Below are 22432 nucleotides of genomic sequence, written 5' to 3' on the forward strand. Positions count from 1 at the left end.
GGCAGGGGCGGACCGCTGAGTGATCCCGGCGGCCCCGCCGACGGCGTGGTTGACTGGGTCGATGAACGAGATCCTGCTGGTCCGGCACGGCGAAACCACCTGGAGCGCCAGCCACCGGCACACCTCGTACACCGATCTGGAGCTGACCGCCGACGGCGAACGGCAGGCCCGCGCGCTCGCTCCCCTGCTCGCCGGCCGGCGCTTCGTGCGGGTGCTGTCCAGCCCCCGGCAGCGCGCCACCCGCACCGCGCTGCTGGCCGGGCTCACCGTCGACGCCACCGACCCCGAGCTGGCCGAGTGGAACTACGGCGAGTACGAGGGCCGCACCACCGCGGCCATCCAGGAGGAGCGGCCGGACTGGAGCATCTGGACCGACGGCGGCCCCGGCGGGGAGTCACCGGACGACATCGGCGCCCGTCTCGACCGGGTCCTCGCCCGGATCACCCCGCTGCTGGAGCGGGGCAGCGTCGCGCTGGTCGGGCACGGCCACAGCCTGCGGGTGCTCGGGGCACGCTGGATCGGGCTGCCGCCGTCGGCCGGCGGGCTGCTGCGGCTGGACACCGCCACGCTCAGCGTGCTCGGCCACGAGCACGGCCGGCGGGTCATCCAGCGGTGGAACCTGCCGGCTCCGACGACGACCGGGGACGACCCCGACCAGGCAGCTCGGCACTGATCTTCGGCGGCCGGTTCTCGTAGGGCGTGGAGAGCACCACCGTGGTGCGGGTGGTGACGTTCGCGGCGATGCGGATCTCCTGCAACAGCCGCTCCAGGTCGGCCGGGCCGGCCACCCGCACCAGCAGGAGATAGAAATCCTCCCCCGCGACCGAGTAGCAGGAGTCGATCTCGGGCAGGTGGGCCAGCCGCTCCGGCGCGTCGTCGGGCTGCGACGGGTCGAACGGCCGGATCGCCACGAACGCGGTCAACGGCAGCTCCAGCGCCTCGAACGACACGCGTGCGGCGTACCCCTTGATCACGCCGCGCTGCTCCAGCCGGCGGACCCGCTGGTGCACGGCGGACACCGACAGGCCCACCCGCTCGGCCAGATCCGTGTACGACAGGCGACCGTCTCCGGTCAGTGCGGCCACGATCGCGCGGTCGATCTCCTCCACGCGCTGCAACCTACCGGAGATAACGCTCCCACGCCGTACCCGCCCCGCCGTGGCGACGCTCAGCGGGCGGTCCGGTCGCGGACCGCGTCGGCGGCGTAGCTCAACACCTCCGCCATGTCCTCCTCGTCGAGGAACGGCAGATCGGTGAGGATGTCCGTCACGGACATGCCGTCGGCCATCATGGCCAGCAGCGTGGCCACCGGGACGCGGGACTGCCGCACGCAGGGCGCCCCGCCCATCACGTCGGGGTCGGCGGTGATCCGGGGGAAGGTCACCGCGACAGGTTAGCCCCTGGCGAGGGCACGCGAGATGACCAGCCGCTGGATCTGGTTGGTGCCCTCGACGATCTGGAGCACCTTCGCCTCGCGCATGTACCGCTCGACCGGGTGGTCGGCGACGTAGCCGGCGCCGCCGAGCACCTGCACCGCGTCGGTGGTCACCCGCATCGCCAGGTCGGTGGCGAACAGCTTCGCCTTCGCCGCCTCGATCGAGTACGGCCGGCCCGCGTCGCGCAGCCGCGCGGCGGCCAGCAGCAGCGCGCGGGCCGCGGAGATGCCGGTGGCGTGGTCGGCGAGCATGAAGCCGAGCCCCTGGAAGTCGACGATGGCGCGGCCGAACTGCTGCCGCTGGCGCGCGTAGTCGACCGCGTAGTCCAGCGCGGCCTGTGCCAGGCCGACCGCGCAGGCGGCGATGCCGAGACGGCCGGAGTCCAGCGCCGACATGGCGATGGTGAAACCGGCGCCCTCGCCGCCGATCAGCCGCTCGGCCGGCACCCGGGCGTCGTCGAACGCGATCTGCGCGACCGGGGAGGCGTGCAGGCCCATGGTGCGCTCGGCGGCCTGCGGTGCGATGCCGGGCGTGGCCCGGTCGGCCAGCAGGCAGGAGATGCCCTTCGGGCCGGGCCCGCCGGTGCGACAGAAGACGTTGTAGAAGTCGGCGACGCGGGCATGGGTGATCCACGCCTTGGTGCCGGTCACCACGTACGCGTCGCCGTCGCGGACCGCCCGGGTGGTCAGCGCCGCCGCGTCCGACCCGCCCTGCGGCTCGGAGAGGCAGTACGCCCCGAGCAGCTCCCCGCCGATCATGTCGGGCAGCAGCTTGCGCTGCTCGTCGGTGCCGAACTGGGCCAACGGGTAGCAGGACAGCGTGTGCACGCTGACCGCCTCGGCCACGGCCAGCCACCGGCTGGCGAGGATCTCCAGCACCTGGAGGTAGACCTCGTACGGCTGGGCGGCGCCGCCGTGCTCCTCGGCGTACGGCAGACCGAGCAGGCCGGCGCGGCCCAGTGTGCGCAGCACGTCGCGGGGGAACTCGGCGCGCTCCTCGAAGCCGGCGGCCTTCGGCGCCAACTCCCGGTCGGCGAGCTCGGTGGCGAGCTCCAGCAGGTCGTGGGCCTCGTCGGTGGGCAGGATCCGGTCGACGTTCATAGCGCGATGAGCTCCGTGGGGTGGGTGAGCCGGTGCGGCGTCCGGGTGCGGACCCTGCCAGCTTAACGGTCGTTTGGGCAGTGGCGGGAGGGCGCGTTCCTGTCGTACCGATGGTCCATGATCCTTGTCGTCACAGCGGCACGGAGCACGGGCCGGCGACGGCGTTCCGGCGTGCCCGGCGCCGGGCACGCCGGCGGGGAGGTCGAAAGATGACGGAGCCGACGGACGCCACACGGCGACGACGGAGCGTGCTGCGGGTCGCACCCCCGGCGCGGGCCCGCAAGCTGGCCAAGGTGCCCTTCGTGGAGCTGGCCGACGGCCGGTTGCAGGGAGTGGTGTCCAGCGGGTCCGACGTGGAGCGGGTCTACGTCTCCTCGGTGACCGCCGGCAGCCACGCGGTCAACTGCAGCACCAACAACAACCGCCCCTGCGGCGGCCTGCGCGGCAGCCTGCTCTGCAAGCACCTGCACGCGCTGGCCGACGAGGCCGTGCTCCAGTACGGCGTCGAACAGGTCGCCCGTTACCTGCGTATCGACCCCGGCGACGGCGTCGACAGCGGTGCCGCGCTGCTGGCCCGCACCGACGCGCGGCACGAGCCCGGGCCGGCGGCGGTGGTGTTCAGCCGCTTCCTGCGCCACCTGGCCTACCTGGAGGTCCCGCCGAGCACCGCGCCGGTGCCCGAGCTGCACTGGTTCCCGGCCACCGCGGCGGTGCGCTGATGCTCGCCGCGCAGCTCACCCAGCTCGACGACGACGCACCCGCCGGGCTGGCCGAGGCGCTCGCCGTCGTCGACGCCGTCGACGACTCGCTCACCCGCGGCCTGGCCCGGCTGAGCGAGCCGGACGCCGCCGCCTGGACGGCGCTGGCCACCGCTGTCGACGGCACCCCGCTGGCCGAGCGCACCGCCGAGGCGGTGCGCGCCGCGACAACCGGCGCGCTCACCGAGGAGCACCTGGCCGTCCTCGTCGGCGCCCGCGCCGCGCTGCTCGGCGCCGTCCACGACGCGCTGCTGGACCGGCTCGACACGGCGCTGCACCGGTCCCGCGGCCCGTGGCTCGCCGCGCCGTCGGACGCCGCGCCCGCGCCGGGCGTCACCCCCGCCCTGGCCGGGGCCCGCGCCTGGCTGCACGAGCTGACGCTCGCCGGCTGGCAGGGCGCCGACCACGAACTGCTCTCCGGCGCCGCCGGGCCGGTCGAGGCCGCGCTCGCCGAGCCGGCCCAGCGCCGCCTCGCGGTGCTGCTCGACGGGCTCGCCGCCGAGCTGCGCGCCGGCCTGCCGGTGACCGCCGCGACGCCGGCACCCGCCCGCCGGTGGGCCGACCTGTGGGCCCGGGCCGTGCTGCTCGCCGCCGGCGCCACCACCGAGACCGCCCCGGCGGAGACGGTGTCCGGCCGGCTGCTGCCGCTCGGCGTCGACGTGCACGAGCACGACACCGCGTTCCAGGCGCAGCTGCACGCCCTGCTCGAACCGGCCGGCGGCGGTCCGGGCCGGCTGGTCCGGGTCACCGTCGTCGCGGCCAAGGTCGCCACCATCGTCGGCCCGGCCGGCTGGCGGCTGCTGGAGGCGTACCCGGTGCTGCTCAAGGCCCTCGCCGAGCGGCGGGCCGTGACCGTCACCGACCTGCCCGCGCACGGCGCCGACCTGCACTGGGTCGAGGAGCGCGCCGTGCTCGGCGACCCCGCCGACCCGTTCGCCACCGCCCGGGTGCTGCTCGCCGGCGCGACCGCGTCGGCCACCCCGCCGCTGCAACGCCATCCCGCCGCGCTCGCCGAACCGGTCCTGGTCGAGGGCCGCGTCGTCCGCGACGACGACGGTGAGCCGGTGGTCGCGCTCGACGGCCGGACGATCCCGCTGGCCGTCGACCGGCTGCCCGCCGCCGGGCCGCTCACCCCGGCACTGGTCGGCGCCGCCACCGCGTGCCTCGGCCTGCTCCGCTGGGACGACGGCCGCTGGCTGCTGCAACCGCTCGCCGTGCGGGCCACCGTCAAACGGCAGACCGTCGAGGCGCACAACGGCGACTGGGCGTGCGGCATCACCGACCCGAAGGCGGCCAAGGCCGAGGCGCGCGCCGGCGACGCGGTGGCCGTGCTGCGCGAACGCGCCGGAAGGTTGCTGCGCCGATGACCGCCGACCGCGACCACGCCAACCGCCGCCAGGTGCTCTACTGGCGGCTGCTCGCCCGCCTGTTCCACCCCGACGAGCAGCCGGCGCTGGAATCCGCCAGCGTCGCCGTCGTCGACGACCTCGGCCTGCCCACCGCGCTGCTGGACCCGGCCGTCTCCGTCGACACCGTCGTCCAGCGCTTCCCGGCACTCGCCGACGAGCTGCGCGGTCTGCTCACCCCCGACCCCGACGCCCCGGCCGGCCCGTTCCACCCCACCGAGATCGAGGTACGCCGGGCCGCGCTGGCGTCGAAGCTGCTGCTCAACGTGTTCGCCACCGGCGCCGGCGAGGTCAGCGCCGGGCAACTGGCCCGCTGGCAGGCCGATGCCGGCTGGTTCGAGCAGGCGTGCGGCGCCGCCCCCGGCGAGCTGCGCCGGGACGGGACCGGTCTCGGCGCCACACTCGCCGGCCTGGAGGGCGACCTGGTCCGCCGGATGCGCCTGCGGGAGGTGCTCGCCGACCCGGTGCTGGCCGCCCGGCTCACCCCGAGCATGTCCCTGATCGAGCAGCTCCTGCGCGACAAGTCGAACCTGTCCGGGGTGGCGCTGGCCAACGCCAAGTCACTGATCCGCCGCTACGTCGACCAGGTCGCCGAGGTGCTGCGCACCCAGGTCGCGCAGGCCACCGTCGGCGCGGTCGACCGGTCGGTGCCGCCCAAGCGGGTCTTCCGCAACCTCGACCTCGACCGCACGATCTGGCAGAACCTCACCAACTGGAGCCCCGACGACGAACGCCTCTACGTCGACCGGCTCTACTACCGGCAGACCGCGCGGCGCACCACGCCGTCGCGGCTCATCGTGGTCGTCGACCAGTCCGGCTCGATGGTCGACTCGATGGTCAACTGCACCATCCTCGCCTCCATCTTCGCCGGGCTGCCCAAGGTCGACGTGCACCTCATCGCGTACGACACCCGGGCGCTGGACCTCACCCCGTGGGTGCACGACCCGTTCGAGGTGCTGCTGCGCACCAACCTCGGCGGCGGCAACGACGGCCCGGTCGCCATGGCGCTGGCCCGCCCCAAGATCGTCGAGCCGCGCAACACGGTAATGGTCTGGATCTCCGACTTCTACGAGTTCGACCGCTCCCAGCCGCTGTTCGACGGCATCGAGGCCGTGCACCGCTCCGGGGTGAAGTTCATCCCGGTCGGCTCCGTCAACAGCTCCGGCCACCAGAGCGTCAACCCCTGGTTCCGGCAGCGCCTCAAGGACCTGGGCACCCCCGTCATCTCCGGCCACATCCGCAAGCTCGTCGTCGAGCTGAAGAACTTCCTCACCTAGGAGAGCACCCCTGATGTCCGACATGCTCCGCGCCCCCGCCGAGGTCACCTACGCCGACGAGCTGGCCTACCTCGAGTCGGTCGACACCGGGCCGAAGCCGTTCTCCTGGCGCCTGAGCCCCCGCATGGTCCGGCTGTTCGTGCTCGGCTCCGAACGCGCCGACGGCCTCGACCGGGAGATCCCGCAGAAATGGTTCGGCGACCGCAGCTTCGTCGAACGCAGCATCGTCACGCTCGCCTCCGACCGGGGCCTGCTGCTCATCGGCGACCCCGGCACCGGCAAGAGCTGGCTCGCCGAGCTGCTCTCGGCCGCGATCTGCGGCAACTCCACGCTCGTCGTGCAGGGCACCGCCGGCACCACCGAGGACCACATCAAGTACTCGTGGAACGTCTCCATGGTCATCGCGCGTGGCCAGTCCCGCGAGTCGATGATCCCCTCGCCGATCATGACCGCGATGGAACGCGGCGTCATCGGCCGCTTCGAGGAGCTGACCCGCTCCACCAGCGACGTGCAGGACGCGCTCATCTCGATCCTGTCCGAGAAGTACGTCGCCATCCCCGAGCTGGACCAGGACAACATCGTCTTCGCCCAGCCCGGCTTCTCGATCATCGCCACCGCGAACAGCCGCGACCGGGGCGTCAACGACCTCTCCTCCGCGCTCAAGCGCCGGTTCAACTTCGTCCGCATCCCGGTGGTCACCAACAAGCGCAGCGAGGCCGAGATCGTCCGCTTCCGCACCGAGGAGCTACTGCGCCGGCACCGCATCGAGCTGGAGGTCCCGCCCACCCTGCTCGACATCCTGCTGCAGAGCTTCGCCGACCTGCGCGCCGCCGCGTCCGCCGCCACCAGCGACGACGAGAAGCTGGAGTCGGCGCTGTCCACCGCCGAGCAGATCGGCGTGCTGGAGGACGCCGTCCTGCACAGCCAGTTCTTCGGCGACCGCACCCTGCGCGCCGGGACGCTCGCCGGGTCGCTGGTCGGCTCGCTGGCCCGACGCAGCCCGGAGGACCTGGCCATCCTCAACAAGTACCTGCACGGCGTCGTCGAGCCCCGGGCCAAGGCCGACGGCGGCGGCTGGGACGACTTCCTCGACGGCGGTCGCCAGGCGATCGCGTCGCTGTCATGACCGCACCCGCCCCGACCGGCCTCTTCGGCGCGCTGCGCGAGCAGCTCACCGACGCCGCCGCCGCGTTCGCCGACTCCCCCGACGCGCTCGCCGGGATCCTCGCCGGCATGGTCGACGACGTCGACCGCGCACTCGGCGAACGGCTGGAGATCTTTCCGGTCTGCCACCACTCCCCCGCGTCCGCGCTGGCCATGGCCCGGCGACTACGCGCCCACCCACCCAAGGTCATCTACCTCGAACTCTGCGAGGACCTGCGCCCCCTCCTCGACGAGCTGCGCAACTGCCGCCTCCCCGTGGCCGTGCAGGCGTTCGCCACCGAACTCGACGGCTTCCCCGCCGAGTGGAGCCCGCTGAGCGTCATCGCCCCGATCACCGAGGCCTCCGCGGAATACCAGGCCATCGCGTACGCGCTGGACACGCCGGGCGTGGAGCTGGTGCTGGTGGACCGCTCCACCGACCACGTCTTCCAGTGGACGCCGCGCGACGACCAGCCGGCCGGCCCCGACCCGGCCCCGACCGCCGACGAGGACGCGGCGCTGCACGGCGACGCGGTCGGCGTGGAGATCGGCGACCTGCGTCCCCGCTTCGCCGAACTGGAAGCCCACCTGCTGCACCACGGCAAGGTCCGGCACTGGTCGGAGTGGTGGGACCAGTACGTCGAACGTCCCCTCGCCGACGCCGACCACGACACCTACCGGCAGGTCATGGTGCTGATCGGCAGCCTGTTCCGGCGGCTGCGCCCCACCCGGTCGGCCCGCGACGACCGCGACGAGGACCGGGAACGCCACATGTGGACGCGGATGCGCCAACACCTCGCCGCGTCCGGCGCCGACCCGGCCGACTGCCTCTACGTCTGCGGCGCGTTCCACGCCGCCAGCCGCGTCGAACAGTTCGGCCTCGACTCCACCGCCCCGGACTTCCCGATCAGCCCCCGCACCGGCACCCGCTGGCGCTACGGTCTCATCCCGTCCAGCCACTCCGCCATCGAGGCCCAGTTCGGCCTCGCCCCCGGCACCGTCTCCATCGCGGCGGCGAACTGGGCCGCCGCGATCGGCCGCAGCCGGCTCACGCCGTACCGGCTGGCCGGGCAGCAGACCGGGAAGAAGGGCCGCCGCACCCGGGCGACCCCGACCGCCGCCCCGCCCGAGGTGGTCGCCGACCGGCTCAGCGGCTTCCTGGCCGCGCCACCGGCGCTCGACGGGCTGGACGAGGCGGAACTGCGCGGCTGGTGCGTCGACATCGTCCGACTCGCCCGCCGCAACGGCTACCTCGCCAGCACCGCCGACGCGATCGCCGTGTTCGAGACCTCGATCCTGCTGGCCAACCTGCGCAACCGGGCCAAGCCGACCCCCTACGACTTCGCCGACGCCGCGGTCACCTGCATCGAGAAGGACGTGGTGCCGGGCCGACGCGACGTCCGCCGGCTCTGCGAGATCCTGCTCGGCGGCGACCGCGTCGGCCAGGTCGGATACGACTCGCTGCCGCCGCTGGCCCGCGACGTGCTCGACCGGCTCCGCCCGCTCGGGCTCGACCTGGAGCGGCGCACCGTGCAGCGGGCACTGCTCGACCTGCGCGCCGACCCGGCGCTGGAGCCCTGCTCCGACCTGCTCTGGATGCTGCGCCACCTGCTGCCCGCCGACGCGGTCCGCCCGATCATGGGCGAGCGCCGCCTCGGGCACCGCTCCACTCAGGAGAGCTGGGACCTCGCCCTCGGCCGCAACCAACGCGCCCTCATCGAGCTGGGCTACGAGGGCGTCACGGTCGAGCAGGTGCTGGAGCAACGGCTGCGGCGCGCGGTCCGCGGCCCGGACGCCACCGCCGCCCGCGCGCTCGCCGCGGTCGAGGACGCCATCCGCCTGCTCGACAGTCCCCGGCTGGTCGACGAGCTCGGCACGCGGGCCGTCGAGCTGCTCGCGGCCGAACGCACCGTCGACGACGCGCCGGAGGTGCTGCGCCGCATCCGGCGGCTGCTCGCCCACCACCGCACCACCGCGCCGACGCTGCCGGCCTGGTGTCAGGCGTTCGTCACCACCGGGTACGCCCACTACTGCACGCTGCTGCCCACCGCGTTCGTCGACGAGGCCACCGGCGTCCGTCAGGTCGGCGCCATGCTCGGCTTCCTGTTCCACATGGAGAGCCTCGCGCTGTCGCTGGGCTGCGACCGGTCGCAGCTCGAACTGGCCGTCGCCCAGGCCCACCCCGAGGCGCCGGCCAAGCTGGCGCTGCTCTGGGCCGCCCGTCACCAGCTCGGCCTGCTGCCGCTGGCCCGGCTCCGTGAGCACTGCGCCGAGTTGCTGGGCAACCCGCTGGTGGTGCCGGCGTTCCCGCAGTACCTGTCCGGGTTCGTGCACGCGCTCGACCCGGTGCCGCGGCTGGCGCCGTTCGTGGTGGAGACCATGTCGGCCGCGTTCGCCGGGCTGCCGGACCCGGTGCTGTTGCCGTGGCTGCCCACCCTGATCACCACGCTGCGGGAGCACGGCCCGGAACTGGTGCCGCTGCTGGTCCGGGAGGCGGAACGCACCTTCCCCGGCACCCTGCCCGAGCTGGACGCCTGGACGCCGCCGTGGGCCGCCGCGCCAGCGCCGTCGACGTCCGGGCCGGCGGTGACGCCCACCGGGCCGGTGCACGGCCTACTGACCGCGTATCCGGTGGCCGTCGACGCGGTGGCGGCGCTGCTCGGCTGCGACGGGTCGTGGCGCCCGCCCGTCGACGACGCCCCACCGACGTGCGGGGCGGCCGGCACGCTGGTGGCCGCCCATCCGGCGAGCGCCCGCGCGGTGGCGTCCCTGCTGGCGCGACCGGATCGGGCCGGGCTCAGTGCGGGGTGACCAGGGGCCGGCGGTCGTCGACGAAGTACGAGGAGAGCATCCGCGTCTCGACGCTCCCGACGTTGCGGGCGTTGTGCACCACACCCGGCGGAATCAGGAAGGGTTGGCCGGCACCGACGCGGAGAGCGGGGCGGTCGTCGAACTCCATGACGATGTCGCCCTGGATCAGGTAGCCGACCTCCTCGCCGGGATGGCTGTGCCGCCCCGACTCCCGGCCGACCGGGATCTGGAACAGGGTCTGCACGATCAGCCGGCCCGGCACCTCGGAGTGGGCGCGCTGCAACTCGGCGCGGGTGACGCCTTCGGTCGAAGGTCCCATGGCGGCGTGCTCCTCTCCGTGCGGCTGGCCGGGACGCCGCTTCGACGGTAGCCGGGAACGCCCGGGCCTTCTGGCTGCTTGCCGGCGGCGGGCACCATTGGGTGGTGATCCGCTTCCTGCTGAACCTGCTGTGGCTCGTCTTCGGCGGCGGCATCGTCCTGGCCCTGGGCTACGGCGTGGCCGCCCTGATCTGCTTCGTCCTGGTCGTCACCATCCCGTTCGGCGTCGCCTCGCTGCGCCTGGCCTCGTACGCGCTGTGGCCGTTCGGGCGCACGCTCGTGCCGAAGCCCGGCGCCGGCGTCCCGTCCGGCCTGGCGAACGTGCTCTGGGTGCTGCTGGCCGGCTGGTGGCTCGCCCTGTCGCACATCCTCGCCGGGGTCGCGCTCTGTGTGACGATCATCGGCATCCCGTTCGGGGTGGCCAACTTCAAGCTGGTTCCGGCCGCGCTCTGGCCGCTCGGCCAGGAGGTCGTCGAGACGCCCTGACGGGACCGCTGCCCGGTGGCCCGCCGGGCAGCGGTCCCGGTCCACGGCGGCAGTGACCCCGGGTCGTGATTCGTCGCCGCAGCGGGTGCCGCGTTCGTGCGTGCCGCAACTCGCACCCCCTAAAGCGTCCTAGGAGGATAGCGTGGTGGCGGAAAGACGGAATGCCGCTCGCGTCCGACAACGGGTGGTTACGGTCGGTGAGGTGGGCGGTCGGAACGAGGTGATCGAGGCACTGAAGGCCGATCCGGCGCTGTCCGGACTGCGCCGTTCGCTGGAGTTCTACCACGGCGACCGGGCCCGCGAGGCGGCGCTGGACGCGTTCTACGCGGCCCTGGTCCGCGCCGGCGACCTGGTCTTCGACATCGGCGCGCACGTCGGTGACCGGCTGGCCAGCTTCCGCCGGCTCGGCGCCCGGGTGGTGGCCGTGGAGCCGCAACCGCTCTGCGCGCGGGTGCTGCGCGCCCTGCACGCGGGCGACGAGGCGGTCACGGTGGTGGAGGCGGCCTGCGGGCGGACCGCCGGACCGGTGCGGCTGCACGTGAACTCCGCCAACCCGACCGTCTCCACCGCCTCCCCCGGCTTCGTGCGGGCCGCGGGGCACGCCGCCGGCTGGGAGGGCGAGACCTGGGACGCCGAGATCGAAGTGGCCGGCACCACCCTGGACGCGCTCACCGCGGACCACGGCGTGCCGGCGTTCATCAAGATCGACGTGGAGGGCTTCGAGGACGCCGTGCTGGCCGGGCTGAGCCGGCCGGTGCCGGTGCTGTCGTTCGAGTTCACCACCATCGCGCGGGACCTGGCCGAACGCTGCCTGGACCGACTGACCACGCTCGGCTTCACCGGGTTCACCGTGGCGCTCGGCGACGAGATGGGATTCGCACTGCCCGGGTGGCGACCGGCCACCGAGGTCGCGGCGTACCTGTCCGCGGTGCCGCACGAGGCGAACGCCGGCGACGTGTACGCGCGGAGCTGACGCCGCTCCACATCGGACGACCGGCCCGAGGCCGCATCGACGCTGCTCACCGGCTTGATCCACGCATCCGCTGCCCGGCCGCTTTTTTCAGGTGTCGAAATTAGGCGTGATTCGTTACCTACCCGTTATTGACGTGACCGGCGCCACTTCGGTTGACTGCCACGGAACCGCTACCGCAACCGGTTCCGAAACATCCCCCTCACCCCTGCGACCCGGGAGCGTCACGTGCCGATCACCATCGCCGACGTCGCCACCCGGGCCGGGGTGAGCAAGACGACCGTCTCGCGCGTGCTCAACGGCAAGGGCGAGGTGCACATCCGCACCGCCGACCGGGTCCGCGCCGTGATCAGCGACCTCGGCTACGTGCCCAGCGCCCGCGCGGTCGGCCTGGCCCGCGGGCGCACCCGGGTGGTCGGCATGCTGGTGCCGGCGCTGACCTGGCCCTGGATGGGCGAGGTGCTCCAGGGCGCGGCCGACGCGGTCGAGGCCGAGGGCTACGGCATGCTGCTGTTCACCTGCACCCACGGCGACGAGTCGATGCGGCGGTTCGCCTCCCAGGTGTCCGCCAAGTCCTTCGACGGCCTGCTCGTGGTCGAACCCGAGGGCACCCTGGACTACATCACCGGGCTGCACCGACGCGGCCTGCCGGTCATCCTCATCGACGACCGCGGTCACCAGCCCGGCTTCCCGTCGGTGCGGACCACCAACGAGGCCGGCGCGCGGGCCGCCGCCACGCATCTGCTGGCACTCGGACGCCGACGACCGCTCGTCATCACCGGCCTGCGCCGGTTCGGCTGCACCCGGGAACGGCTCGCCGGCTTCGCCGGCGGCTACGCGGACGCCGGCGTACCCATCGAGCCGGCGCGGGTGGTGGAGGGCGACTTCACGTTCGAGTGCGGGCGCGCGGCGGTGCGCCGGCTGCTCGCCGACGGCGTGCCGTTCGACGCGGTCTTCGCGCACAACGACCTCTCCGCCGCCGGCGCGCTCCAGGCGCTGCGCGACGCCGGCCGCCGGGTCCCCCAGGACGTGGCGGTGGTCGGCTTCGACGACCTGCCGCTGGCCGGGCACACCCACCCGCCGCTCAGCTCGGTGCACCAGCCCCTGCGGGAGATGGGCGCGGCAGCCGCCCGGCTCCTCATCGCCCACCTCACCGGCACGCCGCTGCCGGACACCCCGACCGTCATCCCCACCGGTTTCGCCGCCCGCGCCTCCACCCGCACCACCTGAGCAGTCACCCCGCCGAAGCCGGCGACCACGCCGGCGGGCAGCCGCCCGCCGGTGGCACCACCGCACACCCTCCATCCACCACATCCCGCCCGATGACATGCGGGACCACCGAGGGAGACCTCCATGAGAAGAAGGCACCTCCTCGCCGTCGCGCTGGCCGGCGCGATGGTCACCACCACGGTCGCCGCCTGCGGCGACAGCCCGAACGCGAACAAGAAGAGCGGCCAGGCCGCGACCGTGCTGAACGTCGGCATGCCCAACGGCCCGCAGGCCGAGAACAACAACCCGTTCCTCACCACCTCGGCCGCGGCGTCGCTGGGCTACCGCTGGCAGATCTACGAGCCGCTGATGATGTGGAACCCGGTCAAGCCGGCGGACCCGTTCAAGCCGTGGCTGGCCAGCAAGGCCGAGTGGTCGGCGGACTACAAGTCCGTGAAGGTGACCGTCCGCGACAACGCCACCTGGTCCGACGGGCAGAAGGTCACCGCCGAGGACGTCGCGTTCACCTACAACCTGGTCAAGAAGTTCCCGGCGCTCAACGACCAGGGTGTGCCGTACACGGACGCCACCGCGAACGGCAACGAGGTCACGATCTCGATGTCCAGCCCGCAGTTCGTCAACCAGCAGAAGGTGCTGTGGCGGGTGCCGATCGTGCCCAAGCACATCTGGGAGAAGATCGCCGACCCGACCACCGACCCGGTGAAGCAGCCGGTCGGCAGCGGCCCCTACACGCTCAAGTCGTTCACGCCGGCCACCACCACGCTGACCGTGCGGGACAAGGGCTACTGGCAGGACGCGCCGAAGGTGAAGGAACTGCGCTTCACCTCGTACACCGACAACAGCGCGCAGACCACCGCGCTGGCCAACGGCGAGTCGGAGTGGAGCTTCGTCTTCATCCCCAACTACCAGGCCGTCTTCGTGGCCAAGGACCAGAAGAACCACAAGGTGTGGGCGCCGCCGGTGCTCGGCATCCACGGCCTCTACCTCAACACCACGAAGAAGCCGTTCGACGACCCGACGCTGCGCAAGGCGATGAACATGGTCGTCGACCGCGCGGACATCTTCACCACCGCCGAGGCCGCGTACTTCCACCCCGAGGTCAAGAGCGTGACCGGGCTGCCCAGCCCGGCCGGTGACCCGTTCATCGCGGCGGAGTACAAGGGCCAGGAGCACAAGGTCGACGTCGAGGGCGCCAAGGCGCTGCTCACCGGCGCGGGCTACAAGCTCGACGGCACCACGCTGAAGGACCGGACCGGCAAGCCGGTGACGATCAAGCTGACCGACCCGGCCGGCTGGTCCGACTACCAGACCAGCCTGGAGATCGTGAAGGACAACCTGTCGAAGATCGGCATCGCGGCGACCATCGACAAGGCCAACCAGGACGCCTGGTTCCGCAACGTGGAGCAGGGCAACTTCGACGCCACGTTCCGGTGGACCGAGAGCGGCGCGACGCCGTACGACATCTACCGCACGATCATGGACGGCCGGGTGCTCAAGCCGATCGGCACCGCCTCGCCCGCCGGCAACTTCGGCCGCTTCGACGACAAGACGGCGACCGACGCGCTGGTCGCGTACGCCAACGCCACCGACGACGCCGCCCGTACCACCGCGCTCGCCACGCTCCAGAAGATCTTCGTCGAGCAGGTGCCGATGATCCCGGTCGGCGCGGACAACATCGGCGGCGCGTACAGCACGAAGAACTGGACCGGCTGGCCGGACGACTCGAACCCGTACGGCGCGCTCCAGCCCACCCAGCCCAACGCGGTGGACGTGGTGCTGCACCTCAAGCCGACCGCCGGCTGACCCGGCGTCGTCTCCCCGGCCGGCTCGTCCGCCGGCCGGGGAGACGGTGCCCGCCCTCACCCCGGCAACCCAGACAGGAATTCGGCATGACGACGACCGAGAGCGCCCCGGCGCCGGCCGACGAGGTGGTGCTGGAGGCCGTCGGCCTGACCAAGCACTTCCCGGTCCGCCGGCGGCTGCGCGACCTCCTCTCCCGGACCTCGGCGGTGGTGCACGCCGTCGACGACGTCTCGATCGCGCTGCGCCGCGGCCGGGTGACCGCGCTGGTCGGTGAGTCCGGCTCCGGCAAGTCCACGGTGGCCCGGCTGCTTGCCCAGCTCTATCCGCGCACCGCCGGCGACATCCGGCTGCACGGCGTCTCGACCCGGGTCCGCGGCGGCCGGCGCTTCCGGGCGTACGTGCGCCGGGTGCAGTTGATCCTCCAGGACCCGTTCGCCTCGTTGAACCCGGTGCACACCGTGCGCTACCACCTCACCCGGTCGCTGCGCATCCACGGCAACGCCGGCGACGGCGCGGACGGGCTGGAGAAGGCGCTGGCCGACCTGCTCACCCGGGTCAGCCTCACCCCGCCCGAGCGCTACCTCGACGCGTTCCCGCACGAGCTGTCCGGCGGCCAGCGCCAGCGCGTCGCCATCGCGCGGGCGCTCGGCGCGGACCCGGAGGTGCTGCTCGCCGACGAGCCGGTCTCCATGCTGGACGTCTCGATCCGCCTCGGCGTGCTCAACCTGCTCCAGGACCTCAAGGACCGGCTGAACCTGGCCATCCTCTACATCACCCACGACATCGCCTCGGCCCGCTACTTCGCCGACGAGACGATCGTCATGTACGCCGGGCGGATGGTCGAGGGCGGCGACAGCGAGACGGTCACCCAGCGGCCGGCGCACCCGTACACCCGGTTGTTGATCGATTCGGCGCCGGACCCGCAGCGGATCACCGGCGCGGGCGCCGGCGACGCCGCGGCGGCCGAGCGGGACCACGGCGAGCCGCCGAGCCTGATCCACCCGCCGGCCGGCTGCCGGTTCCACCCGCGCTGCCCGCACGTCATGCCCCGGTGCGCCACCGAGCTGCCGCCGCCGATGACGATCGACGACCGGCCCGGGCACTGGGCGGCGTGCTGGCTGTTCGACAGGGCAACCATCGCGGCGGCGGAGGCAACCGTGCCCGAGGAGGCAGCCCGATGAGGTTCCTGCTGCAACGGGTGGCTTTCTACCTGTTCACCGCGTGGGCGGCGATCACGCTCAACTTCTTCATCCCGCGGATCGTGCCGGGTGACCCGGTGCAGTCGCTGGTCTCCCGCAACCAGGGTCGGATCAGCGCCGACGCGATCGCGTCGCTGCGGGTGCTGTTCGGGCTGGACTCCGACCGCAGCCTGTGGGAGCAGTACGTCGCCTACTGGGGGCAGCTCCTGCACGGCGACCTGGGCCTGTCGTTCACGTTCTTCCCGGCGCCGGTGTCGCAGGTGATCGGCGACAGCCTGCCGTGGACGGTCGGCCTGGTCGGTGTCACCACGGTGGTCAGCTTCCTGCTCGGCACCGCGCTCGGCGTGGGCGCCGGCTGGCGGCGCGGCTCGTGGGTCGACGGGCTGCTGCCGGCCACCACGTTCCTCTCCTCGATCCCCTACTTCTGGCTGGGTCTGGTGGCGATCGCGTTGTTCGCCGGCCCGGGCAGCTTCTTCCCCTCCTCCGGCGGCTACGAGCCGGGGCTGGTGCCGGCGTTCGACGCGTACTTCATCCCGAGCGCGCTCCAGCACAGCATCCTGCCCGCGGCGACCATCCTGGTCTCGTCGATGAGCGGCTGGATCCTCAGCATGCGCAACATGATGGTCACCGTCGCCAGCGAGGACTACATCACGGTCGCGCACGCCAAGGGGCTCTCCGAGCGTCGGGTGGCGCTCAGTTACGCCGCGCGCAACGCGTTGCTGCCCAACGTCTCCGGCTTCGCGCTGTCGCTGGGCTTCATCGTCGGCGGCACGCTGCTGGTGGAGATCGTCTTCTCCTACCCGGGCCTGGGGTTCCAGCTCTTCCAGGCGGTCGGCGCCAAGGACTACCCGCTCATGCAGGGCATCTTCCTGATCATCACGATCTCGGTGCTGGTGGCGAACCTGCTCGCCGACGTCGCCTACCTGCTCCTCGACCCGCGGACCCGAAAGAGCTGAGCGATGACAATCTCCCCGTCCAGCATCGAGCAGGTGATCCCCGGTCAGGGGGCGATGGCGCAGCCGTCGGCCCGGGCGCGGCGCCGCCGGTTCCGTTTCGTGGCCAACGCCAAGGCCGCCACCGGCCTCGGCCTCCTCGGCGTGTACGTGCTGCTGGCGGTCATCGGGCCGTGGATCGCGCCGTACGACCCGGACGCGCGCGGCGCCGACGTGCTCCAGGCGCCGTCGACCCGGCACTGGTTCGGCACCACCCACCTCGGGCAGGACATCTTCAGCCAGATCCTGGTGGGCGCGCGCAGCGTGATGGTGGTGGGCCTGATCGCCGGCGTGCTGGCCACGATCCTGTCCGTCCTGATCGGGGTGACCGCCGGCTACCTGGGCGGCGCGGCCGACGAGGGGCTGTCCGCGCTGTCCAACGTGTTCCTGGTGATCCCGGCGCTGCCGCTGATCATCATCGTGGCGTCGCTCGTCGACCAGGCCGGTGACCTGCTGGTCGCGCTCATCATCGGGCTCACGTCGTGGGCGTGGGGCGCCCGGGTGCTGCGCGCCCAGACGCTGTCGTTGCGTCGCCGCGACTACGTCGAGGCGGCCCGGGCCAACGGCGAGCGGACCTGGCGGATCATCGGCTTCGAGGTGCTGCCGAACCTGACCGCGATCATCGCCTCCGGCTTCGTCGGCACCGTGATCTTCGCGGTCATGTCGGAGATCACCCTGGCGTTCATCGGCATCTCGTCGGTCAGCTCCTGGAACTGGGGCACCATCCTGTTCTGGGCGCAGGGCCAGCAGGCGCTCGCGCAGGGCGCGTGGTGGTGGTTCGTGCCGGCCGGGCTGGCCATCGCGCTGCTCGGCACCGCCCTCGCGCTGATCAACTTCGGCATCGACGAGTTCGTCAGCCCCCGGCTGCGCACCGGCGGCCGGACCCGGATCCGCACCGCGGACGGCCGCACGGTCCGGATGCGCGTGGGGTTCACCCCCGTGCTGGCCCCGGCGGCGGCCCCCGTCCCGATGCGACGGCCGGCCGAGGACATCCGAGAGGACGCCAACTCATGAGTGACCAGGTGCTGGAGATCCGGGGACTGTGCGTCGACTACGGCGTCGGCCCGGACGCGGTGCGGGCGGTCCGCGACGTGGACCTGACGTTGCACCGCGGCGAGGTGCTCGGCCTGGCCGGGGAGAGCGGCAGCGGCAAGTCCACCCTGGCGTACGGGCTGACCCGGCTGCTGCCGCCGCCCGGGGTGGTCAGCGGCGGCCAGGTGATCTACCACCCGACCGACGGCCCGCCGGTGGACGTGCTGACGCTCGGCCCGGCCCGGCTGCGCGAGTTCCGCTGGGCGGAGACGTCGATCGTGTTCCAGGGCGCGATGAACTCGCTCAACCCGGTGCACCGGGTCTCCACCCAACTGCTCGACGTGATCAAGGCGCACGAGCCGAGGAGCACCCCGGCGGGCCGGCGGGCCCGTGCCAAGGACCTGCTGCGCCTGGTCGGCATCGCCGCCGACCGGCTGGACAGCTACCCGCACCAGCTCTCCGGCGGCATGCGCCAACGCGTCATGATCGCCATGGCGCTGGCGCTGGAGCCGCAACTGGTCATCATGGACGAGCCGACCACCGCGCTGGACGTGGTGATGCAGCGGCAGATCCTCGGCCAGCTCACCGAGCTGCGTGACCGGCTCGGCTTCGCGGTGCTGTTCATCACCCACGACCTGTCGCTGCTGGTGGAGTTCTCCGACCGGATCGCCATCATGTACGGCGGCCGGATCGTCGAGGAGGCGCCCGCCGCCCGGCTGTACGCCGAGCCGCTGCACCCGTACACGGAGGGGTTGCTGCACTCGTTCCCGGCGTTGCACGGGCCGCGCCGGGAGCTGACCGGCATCCCCGGGTCCCCGCCGGACCTGCGCGCCATGCCGGCCGGCTGCGCGTTCCACCCGCGCTGCCCGAAGGCGTTCGAGCCGTGCGACGAGCGGGTGCCGGTGCTGGGCCCGCCCGGTGTCGACGACCCGACGCGGGCCGTCGCGTGCTGGCTGCACCCGGCCGTCGCACCCCTGCCCCGCTGAGAAGTCCGAGCCCACCGCTACCGCGAGGAGAATTATGGACACCGACCTCAACCGCCCGAGCGTCGAGCAGGCCGACCCGATCGACACGCTGCCGCCGACCTTCCGGTGGGGGGTGGCGACGTCGTCGTACCAGATCGAGGGCGCGGTGGCCGAGGACGGCCGCACGCCGTCGATCTGGGACACCTTCTGCCGGGTCCCCGGGGCGGTGGCCAACGGCGACCACGGCGACGTGGCCTGCGACCACTACCACCGGATGCCGCAGGACGTGGCGCTCATCGCCGACCTGGGGCTGGACACCTACCGGTTCTCGGTGGCCTGGCCGCGGGTGCAGCCGGGCGGGCGCGGGCCGGCCAACGCGGCCGGGCTGGGCTTCTACGACCGGCTGGTGGACGAGCTGCTCGGCCGCGGCGTGGACCCGTGGGTGACGCTCTACCACTGGGACCTGCCGCAGGAGCTGGAGGACGCCGGCGGCTGGCCGAACCGGGACACCGCGTACCGGTTCGCGGACTACGCGGAGCTGGTCTTCGCCGCGCTCGGCGACCGGGTCCGCACCTGGACCACGCTCAACGAGCCGTGGTGCTCGGCGATGCTGGGGTACGCCTACGGCGACCACGCCCCCGGCCGGCGGAACCTGGGCGACGGCATCGCCGCCGCGCACCACCTGCTGCTCGGGCACGGGCTGGCCACCCAGCGGCTGCGCGCGGCGGCGCAGACGCCGATCGAGCTGGGGCTGACCGTGAACCTGTCGACCGCCGACCCGGCGACCGACAGCGCGGCGGACCGGGACGCGGCGCGGGCCGCGGACGGGCTGGGCAACCGGCTCTACCTGGACCCGGTGCTGCGCGGGTCGTACCCGCAGGACGTGATCGACGACCTGGCGGCCGAGGGGGTGCGGATCCCGGTCGAGGACGGCGATCTGGACGTCATCGCCACCCCGATCGACGTGCTGGGCGTGAACTACTACTTCGGGCAACTGCACTCCGGCGTGGACGAGCAGGGCCGGGACCGCGACGACGACGGCCGGCCGGTGCGCCGGGTCCTCCGCCGGGACCTGCCGCGTACCGCGATGGACTGGGAGATCGTCCCGGAGTCCTTCACCGACCTGCTGGTGCGCCTGCACCGCGACTACCCGGGCGTGCCGATGGTGATCACCGAGAACGGCGCGGCGTTCGACGACGAGCCGGACGCGGAGGGGTTCGTGGCCGACGACGACCGGGTCGCCTACCTGACCGAGCATCTGCGGGCGGTGGCCCGGGCCCGGCAGGCGGGCGCGGACGTGCGGGGCTACTTCGCCTGGTCGCTGCTGGACAACTTCGAGTGGGCGTACGGCTACGACAAGCGGTTCGGCATCGTCCGGGTGGACTACGACACCCAGCGCCGCACCCCGAAGCGCAGCGCAATGTGGTACCGCGACACCGTCCGGCGGGCGCGCGGGAAGCGCTGACCCGACGTCCGGGGCGACCGCACGGGAGCTTCCCGGGCGGTCGCCCCTTTCTTTCATGTCTTGACATAAGACCGGAACAACGGTTCGCTCATTCACGGATGTCAATTCATCCGGAAGGAGCCTCCGTGTCCCCCACCACCGTTGCCCGCCTCGCCGGCCGCGTCGCCCTGACGCTCTGCCTCACCGCCGGCGCCCTCGCCCCCACCACCGCAGCCCACGCCGCCGGCGAACGCGTCGACGTCTGGCTCACCACCACCTCCGACAGCGGCGGCCGGACCGTCACCCGCGGGTTGCAGCAGCAGAGCCCGCTCGCCTTCGCCGCCACCAGCCCCGGCGCCACCCACACGATCACCGTCGACGAGAACACCCGGTACCAGCCGTTCGAGGGCGCCGGCGCGTCCATCACCGACACCACCGCGTACCTGCTGCGCGGCGGACCGGTCAGCGCGGCCACCCGGGACGCGGTGATGCGCAAGCTGTTCAGCCCCACCGACGGGATCGGACTGTCGTTCGTGCGCAACCCGGTCGGCGCGTCCGACCTGTCCCGACCCGGCAACGTGTCCCTCGACGACACCTGCTGCGACCTCAACGACTTCGGCGCGAACGGCTACGACACGAACGTCGAGGTGCTCACCGCGCAGGCCCGCCAGCTCAACCCGGCGCTGCGGGTGATGGTGGTGCCGTGGAGCGCGCCCGGCTGGATGAAGGACAACGGCCGGATGGACCAGATGGGCTGGCTGAAGTGGGAGCACTACGCCACCTACGCGCAGTACCTGGTCAAGACCATTCAGGCGTACGCGGCGCGCGGCGTCACGGTCGACTACCTGTCGGTGCAGAACGAGCCGAACTGCTGCCAGGCCGGCAACCCCACCGCGATGGACTACCCCGGCATGAGCTGGAACGCCTCCGGCCTGACGGAGCTGACCAAGAACTTCGTCTACCCGGCGTTCCGTGCCGCCGGGATCAGCACGAAGGTGCTGGTGCACGACTGGAACTACGGCGACTACGGCACCATCGGGTCCGGGCTGCTCGCCGACAGCGCGGTCCGCACCGACCCGCTCTTCGGCGGCATCGCCTGGCACGGCTACTTCGGTGACCCGGCGGTCGGCAGCCAGGTGCGCGCGCAGTACCCGGCGGTGCCGCAGTTCAGCACCGAGCACTCCGGCGGCACCTGGATCACCAACCAGCACAACGAGGACATGGCCGACATCGTGAACTACGCCCGGAACTGGAGCCGCAGCGTGGTGAAGTGGAGCCTCGCGGTCAACCAGAACATGGGCCCGCACAACGGCGGCTGCGGCACCTGCACCGGCCTGATCACCGTGCAGGAGGGCGGCGCCCGGGCCGGTCAGGTCGACTACACCATCGAGTACTACACCACCGGTCACCTGACCAAGTTCGTCCGGCCCGGGGCCACCCGGGTCGACTCCACCGCCAACGGCACCGTGCCGAACGTCGCCTACCGCAACCCGGACGGCTCCAAGGCGCTGCTGGCGCACAACGGCGGCGCGTCCGCGCAGTCGGTCCGGGTGGTGTGGGGCGGGCAGTCCTTCAGCTACACGCTGCCGGCCCGCACCACCGCCACGTTCACCTGGTCCGGCACCCAGTCCGGTGGCGGCGCGACACCGACCGGACCGGTCACCGGTATCGGCGGCACCTGCCTGGACGTCACCGACAACGCCAGCGCCGACGGCACGCCGGTGCAGATCTGGAGCTGCACCGGGGCGGCCAACCAGCGCTGGACCCGGGCCGCCGACGGGACGCTGCGCGCACTCGGCAAGTGCCTGGACGTGGCCGGCGGCGGCACCGCCGACGGCACGAAGGTGCAGCTGTGGACGTGCAACGGCAGCGCCGCCCAGCAGTGGACCGCGACCACCGGGCGGGACCTGGTGAATCCACAGGCGGACAAGTGCCTCGACGTCACCGGCAACACGTCCGCCAACGGGACGAAGACGCAACTGTGGAGCTGCACCGGCGGCGCCAACCAGAAGTGGACCCTGCCGTCCTGACTCCCCGGCCACCGCGCGGCGACGCCGGTCGG

General features: G+C 72.8%; 20 protein-coding genes. 16 read left to right on the forward strand and 4 right to left on the reverse strand.

Annotated elements, in window-relative coordinates:
* The first annotated feature begins 61 nt into the window (after positions 1–61).
* A complete protein-coding gene (locus VKK44_RS13585; RefSeq protein ID WP_343447306.1) occupies positions 62–673 on the forward strand; it encodes a histidine phosphatase family protein in 612 nt (203 codons plus the stop codon).
* Here VKK44_RS13585 and VKK44_RS13590 read toward each other — a convergent pair.
* The 3 genes from VKK44_RS13590 to VKK44_RS13600 are packed head-to-tail and all read right to left on the reverse strand — an operon-like array spanning position 603 to position 2536.
* Positions 603–1109, reverse strand: coding sequence for an Lrp/AsnC family transcriptional regulator (locus tag VKK44_RS13590; protein WP_343447307.1), 507 nt, complete (start codon positions 1107–1109; stop codon positions 603–605). The two genes, VKK44_RS13585 and VKK44_RS13590, sit on opposite strands and share 71 nt — an antisense overlap.
* Before the next feature lie 59 nt (positions 1110–1168).
* Positions 1169–1384, reverse strand: a complete 216-nt coding sequence (locus tag VKK44_RS13595; RefSeq protein ID WP_343447308.1) for a DUF433 domain-containing protein — start codon at positions 1382–1384, stop codon at positions 1169–1171.
* 9 nt (positions 1385–1393) lie between these two features.
* Positions 1394–2536 (reverse strand): acyl-CoA dehydrogenase family protein, encoded by a 1143-nt coding sequence (locus VKK44_RS13600; RefSeq protein WP_343447309.1) that lies wholly within the window; start codon positions 2534–2536, stop codon positions 1394–1396.
* Positions 2537–2784: 248 nt separating this feature from the next.
* Here VKK44_RS13600 and VKK44_RS13605 point away from each other — a divergent pair, with 248 nt between their 5' ends.
* Genes VKK44_RS13605 through VKK44_RS13625 form a run of 5 tightly spaced genes read left to right on the forward strand, consistent with a single transcriptional unit; the run spans position 2785 to position 9931 of the window.
* The gene (locus tag VKK44_RS13605) at positions 2785–3255 is read left to right on the forward strand and encodes a hypothetical protein (protein WP_343447771.1); all 471 of its coding nucleotides are present in this window, start codon (positions 2785–2787) and stop codon (positions 3253–3255) included.
* Positions 3255–4661 carry a hypothetical protein gene (locus tag VKK44_RS13610; protein ID WP_343447310.1) on the forward strand — a complete coding sequence of 469 codons (1407 nt, stop codon included), beginning with the start codon at positions 3255–3257 and terminating at the stop codon, positions 4659–4661. Before VKK44_RS13605 ends, VKK44_RS13610 begins: the two co-directional genes overlap by 1 nt.
* Entirely contained in the window at positions 4658–5977 is a 1320-nt protein-coding gene (locus tag VKK44_RS13615; RefSeq protein WP_343447311.1) for a VWA domain-containing protein, read from the forward strand. Before VKK44_RS13610 ends, VKK44_RS13615 begins: the two co-directional genes overlap by 4 nt.
* A gap of 13 nt (positions 5978–5990) precedes the next feature.
* The gene (locus tag VKK44_RS13620) at positions 5991–7103 is read left to right on the forward strand and encodes an ATP-binding protein (RefSeq protein ID WP_343447312.1); all 1113 of its coding nucleotides are present in this window, start codon (positions 5991–5993) and stop codon (positions 7101–7103) included.
* Entirely contained in the window at positions 7100–9931 is a 2832-nt protein-coding gene (locus VKK44_RS13625) for a DUF5682 family protein (RefSeq protein WP_343447314.1), read from the forward strand. Before VKK44_RS13620 ends, VKK44_RS13625 begins: the two co-directional genes overlap by 4 nt.
* Here VKK44_RS13625 and VKK44_RS13630 read toward each other — a convergent pair.
* On the reverse strand, positions 9918–10250 hold the full coding sequence (locus tag VKK44_RS13630; protein WP_343447315.1) for a cupin domain-containing protein: 333 nt from the start codon (positions 10248–10250) through the stop codon (positions 9918–9920). The two genes, VKK44_RS13625 and VKK44_RS13630, sit on opposite strands and share 14 nt — an antisense overlap.
* 104 nt (positions 10251–10354) lie before the next feature.
* Here VKK44_RS13630 and VKK44_RS13635 point away from each other — a divergent pair, with 104 nt between their 5' ends.
* From VKK44_RS13635 to VKK44_RS13680, 10 genes are all read left to right on the forward strand, one after another.
* Positions 10355–10735, forward strand: coding sequence for a YccF domain-containing protein (locus VKK44_RS13635; protein ID WP_199199704.1), 381 nt, complete (start codon positions 10355–10357; stop codon positions 10733–10735).
* A 202-nt stretch (positions 10736–10937) separates the two neighbouring features.
* Positions 10938–11708, forward strand: a complete 771-nt coding sequence (locus VKK44_RS13640) for an FkbM family methyltransferase (protein WP_343447316.1) — start codon at positions 10938–10940, stop codon at positions 11706–11708.
* Positions 11709–11933: 225 nt separating this feature from the next.
* Positions 11934–12935 (forward strand): LacI family DNA-binding transcriptional regulator, encoded by a 1002-nt coding sequence (locus VKK44_RS13645; protein ID WP_343447317.1) that lies wholly within the window; start codon positions 11934–11936, stop codon positions 12933–12935.
* Between the two features lie 123 nt (positions 12936–13058).
* Positions 13059–14738, forward strand: coding sequence for an ABC transporter substrate-binding protein (locus VKK44_RS13650; RefSeq protein ID WP_343447318.1), 1680 nt, complete (start codon positions 13059–13061; stop codon positions 14736–14738).
* 86 nt (positions 14739–14824) lie between these two features.
* Positions 14825–15919: an ABC transporter ATP-binding protein gene (locus VKK44_RS13655; RefSeq protein WP_343447319.1), complete on the forward strand. Its 1095-nt coding sequence runs from the start codon at positions 14825–14827 to the stop codon at positions 15917–15919.
* Entirely contained in the window at positions 15916–16893 is a 978-nt protein-coding gene (locus VKK44_RS13660; protein WP_343447320.1) for an ABC transporter permease, read from the forward strand. The genes VKK44_RS13655 and VKK44_RS13660 overlap by 4 nt, the downstream gene beginning before the upstream one ends.
* A gap of 3 nt (positions 16894–16896) precedes the next feature.
* Positions 16897–17943: an ABC transporter permease gene (locus VKK44_RS13665; RefSeq protein WP_343447321.1), complete on the forward strand. Its 1047-nt coding sequence runs from the start codon at positions 16897–16899 to the stop codon at positions 17941–17943.
* Complete coding sequence (locus VKK44_RS13670) at positions 17940–18947, forward strand: ABC transporter ATP-binding protein (RefSeq protein ID WP_343447322.1); 1008 nt, start codon at positions 17940–17942, stop codon at positions 18945–18947. The genes VKK44_RS13665 and VKK44_RS13670 overlap by 4 nt, the downstream gene beginning before the upstream one ends.
* A gap of 34 nt (positions 18948–18981) precedes the next feature.
* A complete protein-coding gene (locus tag VKK44_RS13675; protein WP_343447323.1) occupies positions 18982–20391 on the forward strand; it encodes a GH1 family beta-glucosidase in 1410 nt (469 codons plus the stop codon).
* A 125-nt stretch (positions 20392–20516) separates the two neighbouring features.
* Positions 20517–22400, forward strand: coding sequence for a ricin-type beta-trefoil lectin domain protein (locus VKK44_RS13680; protein ID WP_343447324.1), 1884 nt, complete (start codon positions 20517–20519; stop codon positions 22398–22400).
* The last annotated feature ends 32 nt before the right edge of the window (positions 22401–22432 follow it).

It is taken from the genome of Micromonospora sp. DSM 45708 (genome assembly GCF_039566955.1).
In the GTDB taxonomy this organism is placed as follows: domain Bacteria; phylum Actinomycetota; class Actinomycetes; order Mycobacteriales; family Micromonosporaceae; genus Micromonospora.

Excerpts from the sequence above, each read along its gene's own strand:
- VKK44_RS13585 (WP_343447306.1), top strand. The coding sequence starts at position 62 with ATGAACGAGATCCTGCTGGTCCGGCACGGCGAAACCACCTGGAGCGCC.
- VKK44_RS13600 (WP_343447309.1), bottom strand. The coding sequence starts at position 2,536 with ATGAACGTCGACCGGATCCTGCCCACCGACGAGGCCCACGACCTGCTG.
- VKK44_RS13610 (WP_343447310.1), top strand. The coding sequence starts at position 3,255 with ATGCTCGCCGCGCAGCTCACCCAGCTCGACGACGACGCACCCGCCGGG.
- VKK44_RS13615 (WP_343447311.1), top strand. The coding sequence starts at position 4,658 with ATGACCGCCGACCGCGACCACGCCAACCGCCGCCAGGTGCTCTACTGG.
- VKK44_RS13620 (WP_343447312.1), top strand. The coding sequence starts at position 5,991 with ATGTCCGACATGCTCCGCGCCCCCGCCGAGGTCACCTACGCCGACGAG.
- VKK44_RS13625 (WP_343447314.1), top strand. The coding sequence starts at position 7,100 with ATGACCGCACCCGCCCCGACCGGCCTCTTCGGCGCGCTGCGCGAGCAG.
- VKK44_RS13630 (WP_343447315.1), bottom strand. The coding sequence starts at position 10,250 with ATGGGACCTTCGACCGAAGGCGTCACCCGCGCCGAGTTGCAGCGCGCC.
- VKK44_RS13650 (WP_343447318.1), top strand. The coding sequence starts at position 13,059 with ATGAGAAGAAGGCACCTCCTCGCCGTCGCGCTGGCCGGCGCGATGGTC.
- VKK44_RS13655 (WP_343447319.1), top strand. The coding sequence starts at position 14,825 with ATGACGACGACCGAGAGCGCCCCGGCGCCGGCCGACGAGGTGGTGCTG.
- VKK44_RS13660 (WP_343447320.1), top strand. The coding sequence starts at position 15,916 with ATGAGGTTCCTGCTGCAACGGGTGGCTTTCTACCTGTTCACCGCGTGG.
- VKK44_RS13665 (WP_343447321.1), top strand. The coding sequence starts at position 16,897 with ATGACAATCTCCCCGTCCAGCATCGAGCAGGTGATCCCCGGTCAGGGG.
- VKK44_RS13670 (WP_343447322.1), top strand. The coding sequence starts at position 17,940 with ATGAGTGACCAGGTGCTGGAGATCCGGGGACTGTGCGTCGACTACGGC.
- VKK44_RS13675 (WP_343447323.1), top strand. The coding sequence starts at position 18,982 with ATGGACACCGACCTCAACCGCCCGAGCGTCGAGCAGGCCGACCCGATC.